The following is a 17,634-nucleotide window of genomic DNA, read 5'->3' as shown; positions in this document are numbered from 1 at the left end:
TCGCTTCCTCTTGTACCGTCTAGTAGATAAACATTGCATCACCAAAGCTAAAGAACCGGTATTCATGTTCAATGGCTTCTTGGTATGCTCTTAATATCGTTTCTCGTCCTGCTAATGCACTCACGAGCATGACAAGTGTAGATTTGGGTAGATGAAAATTCGTCATGAGCGCGTTCACGAGTTTGAACGTATATCCTGGGTAAATAAAGATCGACGTCCACCCGCTGCAAGCTTCAATTGGCTGATCACCAAATCGTGTACCAATCGTCTCTAATGTTCGTGCTGACGTTGTTCCTACAGCAACGATGCGTCCCCCACGATCTCGCGCAGCTTGTATGAGCGCAGCCGTCTCCGGGCTTATCGAATAGAATTCCTCATGCATAACATGATCTTCGACCCGCTCCGCAGACATCGGACGGAAAGTTCCTAGACCGACATGAAGGGTAATATAAGCGATCTGAATTCCTTTGGCCTCAATTCGCCCCAGCAGCTCCTCGGTAAAATGCAAACCTGCTGTTGGCGCTGCCGCAGAACCCTCGTGCTTCGCGTATACTGTCTGATAACGCTCACGGTCATCCAACTGCTCTTTAATATATGGCGGCAATGGCATTTGACCCAATCGATCCAATATTTCATTAAAGATGCCGTTGTAATGAAAACGCATCACGCGCGCGCCCATCTCGCCCTCAGTCTCAACGGTTGCTGCTAACTCATCGCTGAACTGAATGACGGTACCAATCTTAGCCCGTTTCGCCGGCTTGACTAGCCCTTCCCAGCGGTCATCTCCAAGGTTCTTGAGTAGAAGCACTTCCATCTTCGCACCTGTATCTAGCTTCTCCCCGAAGATTCGTGCAGGGATGACACGTGTATCATTTAAAACCAAGGTATCGCCTGGCTCCAAATAATCGATGAGCTCTGAAAAAACATGATGTTCAATATGGCCTGTTTCTTTATGTACAGTAAGCAGCTTAGATCCTGTGCGATCCAAGAGCGGTGTCTGAGCTATCAAATGCTCTGGTAAATGAAAATCATATAAGTCCACATTCATGATCGCTATTTCATTCCTTAACCAAATTAATATCTTTATAATAGTATTGCAATATCGATTGGTAATCATACCCTTGATCTGCGAGGCCTTTCGCGCCCCATTGAGACATACCAACCCCATGTCCATTTCCAGTACCGATGAAGCGGTATAATGCTTCTCCTGTGATCACATGAACTTGCCCATGCCCACCCATAATGAGGTTCGATCCAGGATTCAACGCAGCATTGCCTTTGCTCGTTGCGGCTTGAACCTTACCATTGCTGCTTGCCAGCGTTCGAGTTTCCCCGTTCGCACCTAATATAGTATAACTGCCCGTTTCTTCAATATCAAATCGGGTACTTGGCAGACCATTCAATGCACTGCGAAGTGTGTCTGGATTCTTGACATCGAATACTTGTCCATTAACCTTGATCTCGGTCACACGATCAGATGGACCACGTCCTGATACTTCAAGCCGTGCAATCGAACTTCCAACGGGGGTCTTTGATTTACCCGACATGGCTTTGACTAATTCGTCCGACGTGTATGGACCTCGAATCCAATTCATCGTATTCGATTGAATCGTTTTGTCCAAGATCACGACTTCCGTACCGATATTTACGATTGCCACCGGTTTCACATCGGCTTGAATAAGTGGGATCTCTCGAAGATTCGTCCCATCGGTTGTAATCGTATAAATCGGTAAGCCTGCATCCGTCTTCCTTCCGGAATCCTTCACCTGATCTTCCCGTACATAACCTGTCGTGTTATCACTTAGCATCACACGATACCAATAAGGCAATCCCTTTTCAGCGACATCATCAGGACTGTCGACACTCACGAGATAGGAAGTTTTATTGCCCCAAATTTCGGAGCTATCTGCAGTCTTCCCACCGCTATTCGAGGAATAGACCGGTTCGATCAGTTTGCCGCCAACCTTCATAACGAGCCCTGTCGTCGCCTCGACAGCCGCATTCGTATTCGGATGCTCCTTGTCCATGCCATAATAGGCTTGACTCTGGGTTGTATCGACTACTTGACCAATCTTGAATTTGTTGCCTTGGAAGAGTGCAAACGTACGAGCCGCTACGGCCTGAGCCTTAAGCGATTCCGCCGGCCAGGAGGGCGAGACTTCCATCGCGACGACAGAATATAGATACTGTTCAAGCGGTAATTCATTCACAAGAGCTAGTCGATTATTATAGGCGCTAATCTCGAAGCTCCCTCGATACGTCCGATTACTTCGTTCCGATAATTTGATTCCCGAAGACGAGCCGTTAATCCACAATTTCGCACCTGCAGGTCCACTCATCGAATATTGGGGTATTGGCTCGCTGCCATTGGCATAACCAACGGTTACGTTATCTCGAGCAAGCAGCCCCATTTGCGAAGCATCTACAGGTTGAAGAGACATGCCTGGCAGCTTTTGTGCTGCTTGATTACGAAGGGCATTCAATTCGGCTTGATCCGCAGCTTGTCCGACCCATACCGCGAACTGCAAGCCTCCTCCGGTCTTCGTGATGGCGATATAAGCATCCATCCCGGCGTCGAGTATTTTCTGCTGAACGGCAGCAGCTTGTTGTTCCGATCCATAACTTCCTGCTCCGAGATGCAGATTTCCCGTAATGACGGGCTTATCTTTCTTATAGTAAGCAGCCAAGCTCGCATCAGTTGTCACGCGGTCACGAACCTTACTCGCTTCAGCAGCACTGACATAATCCCCGAGAACGATTTGATAAGTTGCCACGCCTTGGCGGCGCACCATCATGACCGAAGGGGCTTCCTTCATCGCTTGCAGTCGATTCACTACGCCGTTTACTTCCCGTGTGTCCGTCGTCTCGAGTACCTTCACGGCATACGCATCTAGGCCGAATTTCACCGATTGATTCGCACTCGCATTAAGCCAAGGATCGCCTTGAACGCCGATGTGAAATCCACTTGCTGACGTGAGTGTCACCGTTGATTGAATAGCTTTGTACTGACTGCCTAAATCGGCAAAGATGACGACACGGATCTGATCCGCTTGCTCCGATGTTGTAGCTTCCTTTGCAGATATCGAATTCATCATCATTGGTGTTGTAGCAATAGATAGTGTGAGTATGGCCGCTAAGCCTACTTTCCCCATGAAAGAACGTGCTCTACCTCTCCCTAGTAAGTACATGAGTTCCTCCTCAGCAATTTACTTGTTGTGATCTGTAGGCATAGGAATGCCAAGATGTCTGTATCCTAATTCGGTAACCATTCGACCGCGCGGTGAGCGTTGCAAGAACCCGATTTGCAGCAGATAAGGTTCGTAGACATCTTCAATCGTCTGACTCTCTTCCCCAATGGTCGCTGCAATCGTATCAAGCCCTACTGGGCCTCCTCGGAAGTGACGAATCATCGCCGTCAACATCTTATGGTCGATTTGATCGAGTCCTGCTTCATCCACTTGAATCATCCGTAAGGCTTCATTTGCGATCGTCGCTGTAATAATACCGTCCCCGCGCACTTGCGCGAAATCCCGCACCCGCTTCAGCAGACGATTCGCAATCCGCGGTGTCCCACGGGATCGAAGCGCGATTTCTTCCGCCGCATTGCCCACAATTTGAACGCCAAGAATATCGGAAGCGCGCGACACAATGAATGTTAATTCATCCACCGTGTAGAACTCTAGACGGCTTACAACACCGAAGCGGTCTCGCAAAGGCGCAGACAAGAGTCCCGCACGCGTCGTCGCACCGATCAGCGTGAATGGCGGAAGATCTAACCGTACGGATCGAGCGCTAGGTCCTTTACCAATCATAATATCAAGCGCGAAATCCTCCATCGCAGGATAGAGGACTTCTTCGACCGTACGATGCAGGCGATGGATTTCATCGATGAACAACACGTCATTCTCCTGCAAATTCGTTAGTAGCGCTGCCAGATCGCCAGGACGTTCAATTGCTGGACCTGAAGTTGTGCGTAGATTGACGCCCAGCTCATTGGCAATAATGTTCGACAATGTCGTCTTGCCAAGACCAGGTGGCCCGTACAGCAGCACATGATCCAGCGCTTCCTTACGCATCTTCGCGGCTTCAATGAATACTTTCAAATTCTCTTTCACTTGGTTCTGTCCGATATATTCGGATAAATAACGAGGGCGAAGGCTCAGCTCCACCGCTTGATCTTCCATCATTAAATTCGCCGATATGATTCGATCATCCATTACAGTTCCTTTCGCTCCCCTCGATCACTAATTATTCTGACGTCAGCAATATCCGAAACGTTGCATATCACGTCGAATTAACCCTTGAACAACAATTGAAGCGCCCGTTTCATGAGCGTATCTACGCCGTCCTTGTCGCTCGCATTGTCCTTCATTGTATGCCATACACGATCCAACTCCGCTTCGGTGTAACCGAGTGCTTTAAGCGCTTCTTTGGCTTCTGGCCATGCGCCGCCGCCAAGTGCTGTATCGGTCGCTGTTCCCATCAAAAGACCGCCTGCCGATACATCCAGCCCAAGTCCGATATGATCCAGCTTGTCCTTCAAATCCAGCACCATCCGTTGCGCCGTCTTCTTACCAATACCCGGCAGCTTCGTAAGGAACGCTAAATTCTCTTGCTGAATCGCTGCCACGAGCGTCTCCGGGCGTCCGCCAGCGAGCACCCCTAAGGCTACCTTCGGTCCAATACCAGACACGTCCAGCAGACGACGGAAGAGCTTCTGTTCTTCGCGTGAACTGAACCCGAACAATAAAATGGCATCTTCACGCACATGATGGTGAATATAGACCGTCACCGATTGATCACTCTTCGCAAAAAAATACGGATTCGGGCAGAACACCCGATATCCTACACCTTGTACATCCAGCACAATATATTCTGTCTCTAAATGAGCAACTTTGCCATGTAAATAATCAATCATTTCGCAATACCTCGGCTATTTTATTATTTAATGTACTAGAATGAGCGTGGCATACAGCGACCGCAAGCGCATCCGCCACATCATCTGGCTTCGGAATGGCCTTCAACTTGAGGAACATGCGAACCATCTCCTGCACCTGCTTCTTCTCTGCCTTTCCATATCCGACCACAGCTTGTTTCACTTGCAGCGGTGTGTACTCCGCTACAGGAATCCCGCGCTGCACAGCAGCGAGAATTTGAACCCCTCTTGCCTGCCCTACAGTAAAGGCCGTCGTAACGTTCCGATTGAAGAACAACCTCTCCAGTGCCATCGCATCTGGTTTATATTTATCAATCAACTGCAATGTTGCTTCATAGACCTGCAGCAGACGCTCCTCCGTAGGTGTATGCGCCTCTGTCTGAATACATCCATACTGAACAGGGGTTAGCTTACTCCCCTCTTTATCAATAAAGCCAAAACCGACGATCGCAATCCCCGGGTCAATTCCCAAAATACGCAAAAAAAATCTCTCCCTCATCCAATGAAGCGAACATATGTATCCACTTCATTATAACAAATGTTGATGAGGAAGAGAACTTTAATATTTAGACCTTATGGATACCGTATCAATTTGAACCCTATTTCGACTTCGACTGGAACGACAATTTAAGCATCGGCGGCGTTACCAATGTCGTCAGAATCACAACGATAACAAGCGGTGTAAAATACTCTTGCGCCAGTAAGCCTGATGACAATCCGGTCGTCGCAATAATGAGTGCCACTTCACCGCGCGAGACCATCCCTGAACCGATCCCGATCGATGAACGGAGATCAAATCCTGTTAGACGCGCCCCAAGTCCCGAACCAATCAATTTGGTAATAATCGCAACAATTGTAAAAACGATAATGAACCAAAGTTGACTGCCGACACCATCAAAGTTGACATCCAGCCCAACACTGACGAAGAAAATAGGGACAAAAATCGCATATGCAATCGGCTCTAAACGATGTTCGACATCGTGCTTATATGGGGTCTGTGAGATCGCGATCCCCGCAGCAAATGCACCGATGATTCCAGCAACACCAAGCCATTCCGCCAAATAAGAAAAGCCAAAGCATATTATCAATGCACCGCTGATGAGCGCTTCCGTTACGCGAAGCGGCGCGAATATTTTCATAATCCAAGGTACAGCAAAGATTCCAAGCACAGCAGCACCGGCGAAGAACAGAACTTTTTTCCCGATAACCATGCCAAGGCTTACGTCGGCACCACCGCCGAGCAAACTCATCATAAAAGCAAGCAATATCACAACCAAGACATCGTCAACAACGGCCGCGCCGAGAATGGTCGTCCCTTCACGTGTACTCAATTGATTCATATCTTTCAATGTCTGTACAGAAATACTCACCGAAGTCGCACAGAGCAATAACCCCATAAACAAGGAATAATTATTGCTAAGTCCAAAGAACAAACTTGCACTATACCCTCCGATAAACGGTAAAATAATTCCACCGAGTGCTACAGCGAAGGCAGACTTCCAATTTTTACGCAATTGAACCAGGTCTGTCTCAAGTCCCGCAATGAACATTAATAAGAGTACGCCAATCTGTGCCAGCTCTTTGATCAAATCCCCGTTCTGAATCCAGCCTAGAAGTGCAGGCCCAATAATAATACCTATGATTAATTTCCCCAGCACGGCAGGCTGGCCCAGCTTCACAGTTAAGTCCCCCGCCAGCTTCGTACATACTAGAATAATTACCAATTGTAACACCAAATCCATCCGATCAACCTCCATCACAATCTAACTGTCTGAACATGCAGCTTCGTATATATCATTCCAAAAAAAAGAAGGACGTTATTCACGCCCTCTTCATATCTAATACGTACAACTACGATTTTCGTTTCATAACTTTCTCAGATTGCTCCATGGCATAGTCACTAAATGTAGACAGAACACTATGGTACTCGTCCACATCGCTTACACGAATTCCGCGGTGCAGTTGGTCTAAGACCGATTTTGGAAGCGAACTTTCCATAGAATCAATATCGACCTGAAAAAATGTTCTCATCACTTTTTCTTCTTTTGGAGGTCCATCATAGAGTGTTAAATTCCCATTCTTATCTACACTAATGTACCCATTCTTCTTGCATGTTGCTGACAAATCCTCAATTTCCTCTGTTATCCATACCTTGCCTGCTTCATCCGTCTTCCCACTCCATTCCGGGTGACGCAGCATCAATTCAATAATTGCATTCGCACTCATCGTCCCAAGGTTTAACTGCTCTTGACCACATACATAGGTACGAGTCAAATAAACTTCTCGATCCTGACCTTCCTCTCGAAGTTTCGCGATCACAGGATCTGACGATCCCGTAGCAGATGTATGATAACCGATAGCAAGCAGCATAATCAGCAATACGAGCAGACCGAGCGATAATAAGGGACGTTTGATTCGACGCAGACGCTTTTTGATTTGTTTCCAACTATTCATCAAATTCACGATAATCCCCTTCTATCCTAATTTTCCCCTAGTGTAGCCATGGAACCATCGATTTATACGATCACCTGGGTGTAAAATAGAAAAGCCACCCTTATTCACTCTAAGGGTGGCTCCATAATGGGCATGAATTAACCGTTAATCCAAGGCATACTGCGCGATTTCCTAGGCTTCACTTGCCGGCGTGAGCTGCTGCTCGATTTCTTCGAAGAAGTGCGTGCCTTCCCTTTGGACGAGGATCGGCTCTCGGAAGATTTCGTACTGCTCTGCTTTGCAGGTTCCGTCTTCGCTGGAGTTGGAGCTGCCGCTGAGGTTGCCTCAGGCGCAACCTCATCCTCTCGAGGGTGACATCCGCAATGCCCTGACATATGATCCATCGGGCTTACTGGTTGAAACTGTGAACCGTACATGTCGGTTCCGTAAGGCATACCGTAAGGATTGAATGGCATTCCTGGCATGCCATATCCAGCTCCTGGATGACCGTATGGATGCATCTGCATACCGTAAGGGTCCATCTGCATTCCGTAAGGGTCCATCATACTATAAGGATTCATGCCGTATGGCATTGGATAACCATCACCCCCGCCTTGCGGCATACCACCCCAATTCGCAGATGTATTCACCTGTGGCACTTGCGGCAAGTCATAGAGCGATATCGCTTCTGTCGCAGGGACTTGGAATTGAGCGAATAATTCCTCTGACATGCCTTCCCCTGAGTGGCCTTTGTACATGTCATAAGGCATATGTGTTGACAAGGTATTGCAACCGCAATTATTCGTCGGCATTGTATATACCGGCTGATGATGCGTCTGATGCACCTGGTAATGCGGTAAATTATCGCCGCCCATATGCATACCTTCATGATGCATACCATGGTGATGCATACCTTCATGATGCATACCATGGTGATGCATACCATCATGATGCTTACCATCGTGATGCATACCATGGTGATGCATACCATCATGATGCATACCATGGTGATGCATACCATCGTGATGATGTTTGTGATGAGCCTCATGCATAGCCTGAGAGACGCCTGGGAAGGCATTATTGACGGGAGGAGATACGTTCATACCCCCGTCATGCATCGGCATGTTCGGGTCCATCTGTGGCATCATGTGCGGGTCCATCATGTGCGGGTCCAGCGGCGGCATTCCACCCGTTACCTTTGGAATGTACACGACCTCACCGACCGATAACGTATTCGGATCCTTTAATTGCGGATTCGCCATTAGCATATCTTGCAGCGGAATCCCCCATGCTTTTGCTAACTTCCACAATGTATCGCCTTTCTTCACATCGTGTTTATGCATCATTTCATATTCTGGTTTCACCGGTTTTGCTTCCACAGGGATTTTGATTTTCATCCCGACTTCAAGCTTATTCGGATCCTTCAAATTGGGGTTTGCATCAATCAGTTTTTGAAGGGGTACTTCATATTTGGTTGCTATGGTGTAGAGCGTATCCCCTTTTTTTACAATGTGAATTTTCACGCGTAAGAACCTCCTACATTTTTTTAGCGGAAAATGAGCCCCAACCGTCTGCATTTCACTACAAAAGTTCCTAACACAGTACAAGAGCCCGGAACCAATTAATACATCCTATGCAATATCTGGGCATTTGACATCCCCTCACACAAAAAAATTCCCCGAGCCTTCGCCGCTCGCGAAGATTCGAGGAATTATAAGAGTCCTTTGGTTATTGAGAAGTCTGATTATGACGTATAAGCCGTGTCAAACGTATAACTTGGGTAGCATCCGAGCACGCGAACTTGCGAGCCAATTGCCTCAATTTCAGCAATCGCTGCAGGCAGCAGAACTGAATCCATCGAAGCCAGTACATCAATATAGAAATAATAATTACCTAACTGTTTCTTGGTCGGCCGTGATTCAATCCGTGACAAATTGATTCGGCGCCAAGCAAATGCCGATAAAATCTGATGCAAGGCACCAGAATAATCTTGCGGTGGCGTGATCAGAATACTCGTCTTCACTTGGTCTGAAGGTGCGATGGGCGCCGTCTTCGGACCGACAAGCAAGAAACGAGTGAAATTGTTCTGATGATCCGTTACCTGCGGAGCCAGTATATCGAGACCTTGGCTAGCTGCCCCGAGCGTTGTGCCGATCGCAGCGATTCCTTCGCCCGGATGTTCTTTCACCTGCTTTACCGCTTCTGCTGTACTGCTAAGATGTTCGAGCTCCGCATGCGGTAAATATTCGCGAAGGAAATTACGGCATTGGGCAATGGCAACAGGATGCGACATCACTTTACGAATTTGACTGTAGTTCAGTGATCCATCCGCATTTCGTTCCAGTTCACTCAGTCTTCCAATCAAATTCTGAATGGAAGGATAGACCCATTCGGCTTGAATCGGCAGATCGACTTCATGGACGAGCCAGTCCATATGTAGACTCACAGAGCCCTCAATCGTATTCTCAATCGGGATCACACTATAATCGGTCTTGCCTTCAACTGTAGACATGAATACATCCGAAATCAATCTGTGATGCACCATTTCCACGGGCTCTCCCCGAAAAATGTAAGCCGCAGCTTCATGGGATACCGATCCCTGGGGTAACAATGCAATACGAACCATCCTTACATGTCTCCTTTAACAACGTCCATGAACATTCGACCCTCGATATCTGGAAGAGCAACAGTACCTTCAATACTTGGTTTCAACCACAGGGTCGAAGCGGTAATCTGTTCACGGTTCAATGTATCCATCAAAAATTGCTCTAATTGTTCCTCACGTGACTCGCGTTCATCCACGAGTGCAATAAGTGTAGGTCCAGCACCACTAAGTGCAATGCCAAGCGCACCATAGTCGGCTGCCTTGTCCAGAATCTCGCTCATACCCGGGATCAGGGAAGCCCGATAAGGCTGGTGGATACGGTCCCGCATCGCGTGACGAATCATTCCGAAATTCTCTGTTGCGAGCGCTGCGACAAGCAGTGAAGAATGACTCACATTAAAGATCGCATCTCCCATCGAGAACTGCTGCGGGAGAATGTTCCGTGCTTTCTCTGTCGCAAGTTGGAACTGAGGGATCGCAACAAGCGTGGTTAGATGAGGACTCGGCGTGAGACGGATGTGATGGGCCTGTGTTCCATCCCATGTCGCAGCAATAATCCCACCATATAATGATGCCCCAACATTATCCGGATGCTTCTCCAGCGCTGTAGCCAGCGTGAAGATTCGTTCCTGCGGCAGCGCATAGCCGATCAGCGCATTCGCAGCGAACATCCCGCCAATAATGGCGGATGCACTGCTCCCGAGTCCACGTGTCAGTGGAATATCGCTGTACATAGAGATTCGCAGCTCAGGAACCGAGACCCCTGCATCATCGAATATCATTTGCGCGACTTTATAGATTAAATTACGTTTGTCGGTCGGAATCCCACTGAGTTCTTCCCCATATAAGGAAATCGAAGTCTCCTCCGCTGCAGACATTTCGATGTAGGAATATAGCTGTAACGCCATCCCCAGTGTATCGAACCCAGGTCCCAAGTTCGCTGTGCTGGCTGGCACTTTGACAATTACACGTTCGTAAGCGTTCATTTTCTTTCTCCTTCTAGCTTGCTTGCAAGTTCTTAATTAACCTTCGACTCGATATACACTCTTAATTTTGCGAATTACATCGAGCTTCTCGAAATGCTTCAAGACTTTATCCATGCTCGCCTTGCTCGCATCATGCGTAATGATAATGATTTCTGCTTCCGGATTATCTGGATTTGGCTGCTGCAATACCGATGCCAAGCTAACTTCGAACTCTGCAAATACTTGCGTAATACGTGCGAGTACGCCTGCTTTATCTTGAACATGCAAGAGAATGAAGTTCTTGTACTCAATTTGTTCATCCGTCTTAAGCTTCTTCTCTTTGTACGTAACTATAGCTTGCTGCCCATTCACGCCGAGCTTTAAGTTCTTAATGACCGCGACCAAATCCGCAACGACGGATGTAGCTGTTGGCATCTCGCCTGCACCAGCGCCATAGAACATCGTCTCGCCTACCGCTTCACCATGGACATAGACCGCATTGAATACACCGTTGACCGAAGCAATCGGATGCGATTTGCGTATCATAGTTGGTTGAACGCTTAAGCTAATATGCTCATCCTGACGCTCAGCGATCCCGAGCAGCTTCAATTCATAACCAAGGCGTTTCGCGTAGAGGATGTCCTCTTTGGATACGCTGGAAATTCCGCGTACTGACACATCTTCGAGTGCCACATTGGCACGGAAGCCAAGCGTTCCCAAGATCGCCATTTTACGTGCTGCATCTAGACCTTCAACATCGGAAGTCGGATCCGCTTCGGCATAACCAAGCTCTTGCGCTTCCTTAAGCACATCGGCATAAGATGCACCCTCTTGACTCATCTTGGTGAGGATAAAGTTCGTCGTACCGTTCACGATCCCCATAATTTTGAGAATTCGATCCGAGGAGAAGCCCTCAGACAACGTGCGAATAATAGGAATACCCCCGGCAACGCTAGCTTCATAGAAGACATCGCATTGATGTTCTTTGGCCTTCGCCAAGATCTCAGGTCCATGAAGCGCCATTAAGTCCTTGTTCGCCGTTACGACATGTTTGCCGCGCTCAAGTGCCTCTAATAAATATTCTTTCGTTGTCTCAATGCCGCCCATCACTTCAACAATAATATCAATATCGGGGTCACGAATAATGTCCCATGCGTTCTCAGTCATTTTATGATGCGGCACCGAGATGCTGCGGGATTTGTCTACATTCTTCACCAATACTTTCTCGATAATGACCTCGGATCCTACTTGACTCTGCAAATCACTCTGATGTCCTTCTACAATACGGACTACGCCTGTTCCAACAGTCCCTAGCCCCAATAGCCCTACTCTGATCGGTTTCATGTCTATTCCTCCTGTCTATTCATTCGATTAACCTTGACCTATGATGGTGGCTCGCTTCACACCTTCATGCGATCGAAATGCTTCGAGCAGCGCTGTCAGGTGATCCCCCATTCGAGATGTCTCCACAGTGATAACGACATTCGCCATCCCTTGCAATGGAATCGTCTGGTGAATGGTCAGTACGTTCCCTTCAAATCCTGCCACAAGTCCGAGCACTTTGGACAGCACACCTGATCGATGCTCGAGATCAACCGATATTGTCACAATCCGTTCGCGATCCAACTGATTCACCATGAATATCCCGTCTTTATACTTGTAAAAAGCACTGCGGCTTAATCCCACTTGCTCCGCTGCTTCATTCACCGTATGTGCAGATCCCTCGGCCAATCGTTGTTTGGCCATCACGGTTTTGACAAGTGCATCAGGTAATATATCTTCACGGACCAAAAAAAAACGTTCGCTCACTACAATGTCCTCCTATCGAAGACTTTTGTTCGTATATAGTGGACATTATAACGAATATCGGTGATCCGAGCAATAGTTAAATTCATTATACAAAAAAATGCGAGGACTCGTACAAAAAATACCAAACCAAACATCTATCGCATCGTTCGTGAACTCGAAAAAAAGCCCCTTCGGTCCAACACCGAAGAGGCTTTCATATTAATAATAGTAACTGCTTCCTTCAACAAACTCGAACTCGAAATCGCCGATACGGATGATTGTTCCGTCAACTGCACCGCGTTTACGGAGCTCATCGTCAATCCCCATCTTACGAAGTGTCCGCGCAAACCGGAGGATCGCATCGTGGGAGTTCATCTGCATCCGTTTCATCATACGTTCTACGGCTTCACTCTCAACAACAAACGTCTCGTTCTCGCGACGAATCGTAAACTGCGCTTCTTCTGTCTTCTCGAAGCGATACACCTTACGTTCCTCAACCTCTGCGACTTCTTCCACAAGCACCGCCTCTGGAATCTCTTCCAGAATCGTAGCTGCACGATACAAGAGGTCTTGTATACCCTGTCTTGTAAGGGATGAAATCGGCAAAATTTCGATATCTGGACGCACTTCTGCGACCTTCTTGCGGAATTCCTCCAGATTGTCAGCCGAATCCGGCATATCCATCTTATTCGCAGCTACAATCTGTGGCCGCTCGGATAGCTTCGCATTATAGAGGTCCAATTCTTCATTAATCTTAACCCAATCCTCGAATGGATCACGGCCTTCCGAACCCGCCATATCGACGACATGGATAATAACACGTGTACGCTCGACGTGACGCAAGAATTCATGGCCGAGACCAACGCCTTCATGCGCTCCTTCGATCAGACCTGGCAAATCCGCCATGACGAAGCTGCGTCCATCTCCAACATCAACAACGCCGAGGTTCGGTGTAATGGTCGTGAAATGATACGCACCGATTTTTGGCTTTGCACCCGACACAACTGAGAGTAACGTCGATTTCCCTACACTTGGGAATCCAACAAGTCCTACATCCGCCATGACTTTTAGTTCAAGTACGATGTAACGCTCTTGGCCTTCTTCCCCATTCTCCGCAATTTCCGGCGCTGGATTATTCACCGTCGCGAATCGCGTGTTGCCTCGACCACCGCGTCCACCGCGGGCTACAACAACCTGCTGTCCGTGACGCGTCATGTCCCCGATGACTTCTTCCGTATCTTCATCAATAATAACGGTTCCTGGCGGGATTCGAACGATGGTATGCTCTGCATTTGCACCATGCATACTCTTGTTGCGCCCTTTAATCCCACGGTCTCCCTTGAAATGACGCTGATAACGAAAATCCATCAACGTGCGTAATCCTTCATCTACGCGGAAAATGACATCGCCACCGCGTCCGCCATCACCACCCGAAGGTCCACCTTCCGGTACATACTTCTCCCGACGAAAAGAGACGAGTCCATCGCCGCCGTCGCCGCCCTTAACGAATATTCTAGCTTTATCTACAAACATCGTTTCACCTCATTAGGATTCACAAGGCACAAATAAATGCAAGGTCGCAGCATCTTGCTCCACTCGCATCGTACTGCCTTGAATAACCGATTTCACTTTACTGCCCCAGTCGCTATCTTGCCTTATCTCACCATGATATCGGAAACTGATGCAACATTCATTGTTATTCTTCTCAAACATTATATATAAAATTTGCGGCTCCCCAATCGTCGGCACAGCACATTGACGCGTCGCCCATACCATTTCTTGTACCGCTCTCGACAACGTCTCCTGAGGTACGGTCAAAGGAATTTCCGCCAAATTGAGCTCGTCCACAATATCTATCTCAAGCTGAATCTCATTGCATGTCGTACGGAAAGATTGGAAGAACAATACCAAGGTGGGTATGCCGAGCTTTGCAACCTTACTCTCGGCGTGCATGCGATCTCTTATTCTTTCCACGCTTCGAACTAATTTATCATGCTTCTTCAGCTGGATATATCCTGAAATAATCTGCAAATCGTTCATCCAATCATGTCGATGATGATTCATCGTACGAATGGATTTCAATTGTTCAGCACGTATGATTTCCGCTTGTTCCTTACGTACGGACCATTCCATGACTAAGCCTGCGATGATCAGCCATAGGATCAACATTATGACACTCCATACAAGCCATTGCTGGATTATGACTACGATGAATAAAGGGATGACTAAAGACACCATCGCCGTCATTCGCATCGTTCTCCAATAGTTCACCGTCTCCACATTCCTCTTCCATGAATTGTCAAACGAAACCCTATACAGTATAGCATGTTCATCATAGCTAAGAAAACCCCACACAGTGGGGCTTTAACTACGAAGCCGATTCTGGTACTTTGCGAGGGGCCCCGGAATTTCAAAAAAGCCCCCGGCTTGCGCCGAGGGCTCTTATACCGAATTATACTTCGAGTGCTGCTGCTACTGGAGCTGCGTCCACTGGGTAGACGCTCACTTTTTTGCGATCGCGACCCCAACGTTCGAATTTCACGACACCTTCCACTTTCGCGAAAAGCGTATCGTCTTTACCAATACCAACGTTGTTACCTGGGTGAATTTTTGTTCCGCGTTGGCGAACCAAGATGCTTCCTCCAGTAACGAATTGACCGTCAGCACGTTTAGTACCAAGACGTTTGGACTCTGAGTCACGTCCGTTCTTTGTGGAACCTACACCTTTTTTCGATGCGAACAATTGAAGATTCAACTTTAACATGTTGTCTACCTCCTATTCTTAGTTATTTTTTGTCATGTATTTCAATATACGTTCCGTATGATCCTGCGATCGTATTTAACATGACCACCATCGACTCCAACAGCAATTGTACCTTCGCAGATGTGTCCGGAGAATCTACAGAAGTTACCCTTCCGCTAAGAAATCCGTTCTTCATCTTGCTATCGAGCACAACGCCTGTTAAAGCTTCAATCGAATTTACCGTCCCTACGCTCACGGCCGATACGCCTGCACAGACAATATCTTCACCATGTTTCGCATAGTTTGCATGTCCGTTAATTGAGAAGCTCTCAATTGAACGATCACTTGGATTTCGCGTAATCTTGATGCGTATCATACCGCACCTTCTTATGCTTGGATTTTTTCGATTGTTACTTTAGTGTAAGGTTGACGATGACCTTGTTTTTTGTGGTAGTTCTTTTTCGGTTTGTATTTGAAAACAGTGATCTTTTTACCTTTAACGTGCGATTCTACTTTCGCAGTTACAGTTGCACCAGCAACGACAGGAGCTCCTGTTACCAAGCCCTCACCTTTCGATACTGCCAACACGCGGTCAAAAGTTACGTTCTCGCCTTCACCGGCATTCAATTTCTCAATGAACAATACATCGCCTTCTTGCACTTTGTATTGTTTACCACCTGTTTCGATAATTGCGTACATATTCGTGCACCTCCTCATGTCTCAGACTCGCCCGATTTAGGGTGACTGCGCCACTCATCCGAAGATTCATGCGCTGTACTTAGGAACCCGTCCAGTGCGGTTACAGCATGTGTCGCAATATTTACGAAACACATACCTAAGCATATTACCATACTCATCAGCATAAATCAACGGTTATCCCTAGCAGAAAACCATATTTTTATAGGCGACTGTTGATTCTTCCCGTCCCCTTACAAACCGAACAAGGTTCTGTAAAGGGATTCATCGCATGGTCGCGAACTTTTTTGCGGGTCATTTCGAGCAGCCCGAGCTTTGTCCATCCCAGGATTAAATGCTTGGTTCGATCACTGCGCATTAACAGCTCAAGCTTGTCCCAAATATCTTGCCGATGCCGTTCCATATCCATATCAATAAAATCAATTAATATAATTCCACCAATATCGCGAAGTCGAAGCAACCTAGCAATTTCTTCGGCAGCTTGCATGTTCGTCTCGTAGACGGTATCTTCCAGCGTATTCGATCCAATATACTTACCCGTATTAACGTCAATGACCGTCAACGCTTCGGTATAATCAACGACCAGATAACCGCCATTACGGAGCCACACTTTGTGTTCGAAGGCTCGGTCGAGCTGCTCCTTCACACCATAATGCGTTAGTATCGGCTCACTGCCTTTATAGATCTCAACACGATTCGCCCAGTCAGGCAGCACGCGAGAGAGGAAGGAAGCGATCTCTTCCTTCTGAACAAGATCATCAATGATGACCCGTTCGGTCTGCGGTGTGAACATATCCCGAACCAACCGCTCAATAATGCTCAAATCCTGATGGAGCTGTGCTGGCGCTGACATTGCCGCCGCACGTTCTTCAATCTGAATCCACAATGCGCGAAGCAGTTGAATATCCGATTGAATCGCTTCCTTGCTTTCTCCTTCTGCGACGGTGCGCAGGATCAGCCCTTCACCTGGCAGTCGTGCTTGATCGCCGATCTGCTTCAGACGATTCCGCTCAGCTTCGAGCTCTATTTTCTTCGACACGCCAATATAGTCCGCATGCGGCATATAGACGAGCCATCTGCCTGGCAGCGAATAATGCGTCGTAACGCGAGCTCCTTTGCCACCTAACGGCTCTTTCATGACTTGGACAACAATCTCCTGGCCGGCCTGCAGCAATTGTGAGATGGATGGCTTAACTTTCGGCTGCTTCTCCAAATGCGGATGAAGCACATCATCAATATACAAGAATGCATTTTTCTTTAATCCGATATCTACAAATGCCGCCTGCATACCCGGAAGCACGTTCACAACACGGCCTTTATACAAATTCCCCACCAATTGCCTGCCTTGCGAATTCTCAATTGTAAATTCAACGAGTTGTCCATGTTCCATCAATGCCATTTGTGTGATCTCTTGTTCGCAATGAACAATGATCCTTTTCACATGGATCACCCCTGACTTTAGCCCATT

18 protein-coding genes are annotated in these 17,634 nt (G+C 47.5%); all 18 read right to left on the bottom strand.

The annotated features are described in order from the left end of the window. Positions 1-19: 19 nt before the first annotated feature. Complete coding sequence (gene queA, locus ACFQZR_RS11105) at positions 20-1,048, bottom strand: tRNA preQ1(34) S-adenosylmethionine ribosyltransferase-isomerase QueA (protein WP_379345749.1); 1,029 nt, start codon at positions 1,046-1,048, stop codon at positions 20-22. Positions 1,049-1,058: 10 nt separating this feature from the next. Further along, on the bottom strand, positions 1,059-3,152 hold the full coding sequence (locus ACFQZR_RS11100) for a SpoIID/LytB domain-containing protein (protein WP_379345747.1): 2,094 nt from the start codon (positions 3,150-3,152) through the stop codon (positions 1,059-1,061). Positions 3,153-3,206: 54 nt separating this feature from the next. Then, positions 3,207-4,217, bottom strand: coding sequence for a Holliday junction branch migration DNA helicase RuvB (gene ruvB, locus ACFQZR_RS11095; RefSeq protein WP_314587157.1), 1,011 nt, complete (start codon positions 4,215-4,217; stop codon positions 3,207-3,209). Positions 4,218-4,294: 77 nt separating this feature from the next. Next, positions 4,295-4,918, bottom strand: coding sequence for a Holliday junction branch migration protein RuvA (gene ruvA, locus ACFQZR_RS11090; protein WP_314587155.1), 624 nt, complete (start codon positions 4,916-4,918; stop codon positions 4,295-4,297). Further along, a complete protein-coding gene (gene ruvC, locus ACFQZR_RS11085) occupies positions 4,911-5,417 on the bottom strand; it encodes a crossover junction endodeoxyribonuclease RuvC (RefSeq protein ID WP_379345744.1) in 507 nt (168 codons plus the stop codon). Before ruvC ends, ruvA begins: the two co-directional genes overlap by 8 nt. A 118-nt stretch (positions 5,418-5,535) precedes the next feature. Beyond that, positions 5,536-6,678: a cation:proton antiporter gene (locus tag ACFQZR_RS11080; protein WP_379345742.1), complete on the bottom strand. Its 1,143-nt coding sequence runs from the start codon at positions 6,676-6,678 to the stop codon at positions 5,536-5,538. A gap of 109 nt (positions 6,679-6,787) precedes the next feature. Next, the gene (locus tag ACFQZR_RS11075) at positions 6,788-7,390 is read right to left on the bottom strand and encodes a BofC C-terminal domain-containing protein (protein WP_379345740.1); all 603 of its coding nucleotides are present in this window, start codon (positions 7,388-7,390) and stop codon (positions 6,788-6,790) included. A gap of 137 nt (positions 7,391-7,527) precedes the next feature. Next, the gene (locus ACFQZR_RS11070) at positions 7,528-8,892 is read right to left on the bottom strand and encodes a LysM peptidoglycan-binding domain-containing protein (RefSeq protein ID WP_379345738.1); all 1,365 of its coding nucleotides are present in this window, start codon (positions 8,890-8,892) and stop codon (positions 7,528-7,530) included. A gap of 221 nt (positions 8,893-9,113) precedes the next feature. After that, entirely contained in the window at positions 9,114-9,995 is an 882-nt protein-coding gene (gene pheA, locus ACFQZR_RS11065; RefSeq protein ID WP_379345736.1) for a prephenate dehydratase, read from the bottom strand. Positions 9,996-9,997: 2 nt separating this feature from the next. Further along, positions 9,998-10,960: a homoserine kinase gene (thrB, locus tag ACFQZR_RS11060; protein WP_379345734.1), complete on the bottom strand. Its 963-nt coding sequence runs from the start codon at positions 10,958-10,960 to the stop codon at positions 9,998-10,000. A gap of 36 nt (positions 10,961-10,996) precedes the next feature. Beyond that, complete coding sequence (locus tag ACFQZR_RS11055) at positions 10,997-12,283, bottom strand: homoserine dehydrogenase (protein ID WP_379345732.1); 1,287 nt, start codon at positions 12,281-12,283, stop codon at positions 10,997-10,999. Positions 12,284-12,310: 27 nt separating this feature from the next. Beyond that, the gene (locus tag ACFQZR_RS11050; RefSeq protein ID WP_379345730.1) at positions 12,311-12,748 is read right to left on the bottom strand and encodes an ACT domain-containing protein; all 438 of its coding nucleotides are present in this window, start codon (positions 12,746-12,748) and stop codon (positions 12,311-12,313) included. 198 nt (positions 12,749-12,946) lie between these two features. Beyond that, positions 12,947-14,260, bottom strand: coding sequence for a GTPase ObgE (gene obgE / locus ACFQZR_RS11045; protein WP_379345728.1), 1,314 nt, complete (start codon positions 14,258-14,260; stop codon positions 12,947-12,949). A gap of 12 nt (positions 14,261-14,272) precedes the next feature. Further along, entirely contained in the window at positions 14,273-14,998 is a 726-nt protein-coding gene (locus ACFQZR_RS11040) for a Spo0B domain-containing protein (protein WP_379345726.1), read from the bottom strand. A gap of 181 nt (positions 14,999-15,179) precedes the next feature. Then, a complete protein-coding gene (rpmA, locus tag ACFQZR_RS11035; protein WP_018757042.1) occupies positions 15,180-15,491 on the bottom strand; it encodes a 50S ribosomal protein L27 in 312 nt (103 codons plus the stop codon). 22 nt (positions 15,492-15,513) lie between these two features. After that, positions 15,514-15,846: a ribosomal-processing cysteine protease Prp gene (locus tag ACFQZR_RS11030; protein WP_379345723.1), complete on the bottom strand. Its 333-nt coding sequence runs from the start codon at positions 15,844-15,846 to the stop codon at positions 15,514-15,516. Between the two features lie 11 nt (positions 15,847-15,857). Further along, complete coding sequence (gene rplU, locus ACFQZR_RS11025) at positions 15,858-16,169, bottom strand: 50S ribosomal protein L21 (RefSeq protein WP_018757040.1); 312 nt, start codon at positions 16,167-16,169, stop codon at positions 15,858-15,860. Between the two features lie 199 nt (positions 16,170-16,368). Continuing rightward, positions 16,369-17,607, bottom strand: a complete 1,239-nt coding sequence (locus ACFQZR_RS11020) for an Rne/Rng family ribonuclease (protein ID WP_379345721.1) — start codon at positions 17,605-17,607, stop codon at positions 16,369-16,371. Positions 17,608-17,634: the final 27 nt, after the last annotated feature.

Source organism: Paenibacillus sp. GCM10027629 (assembly GCF_042676425.1).
GTDB lineage: Bacteria > Bacillota > Bacilli > Paenibacillales > Paenibacillaceae > Paenibacillus_K > Paenibacillus_K terrigena.
This window is presented reverse-complemented; position numbering and strand designations above follow the sequence as displayed.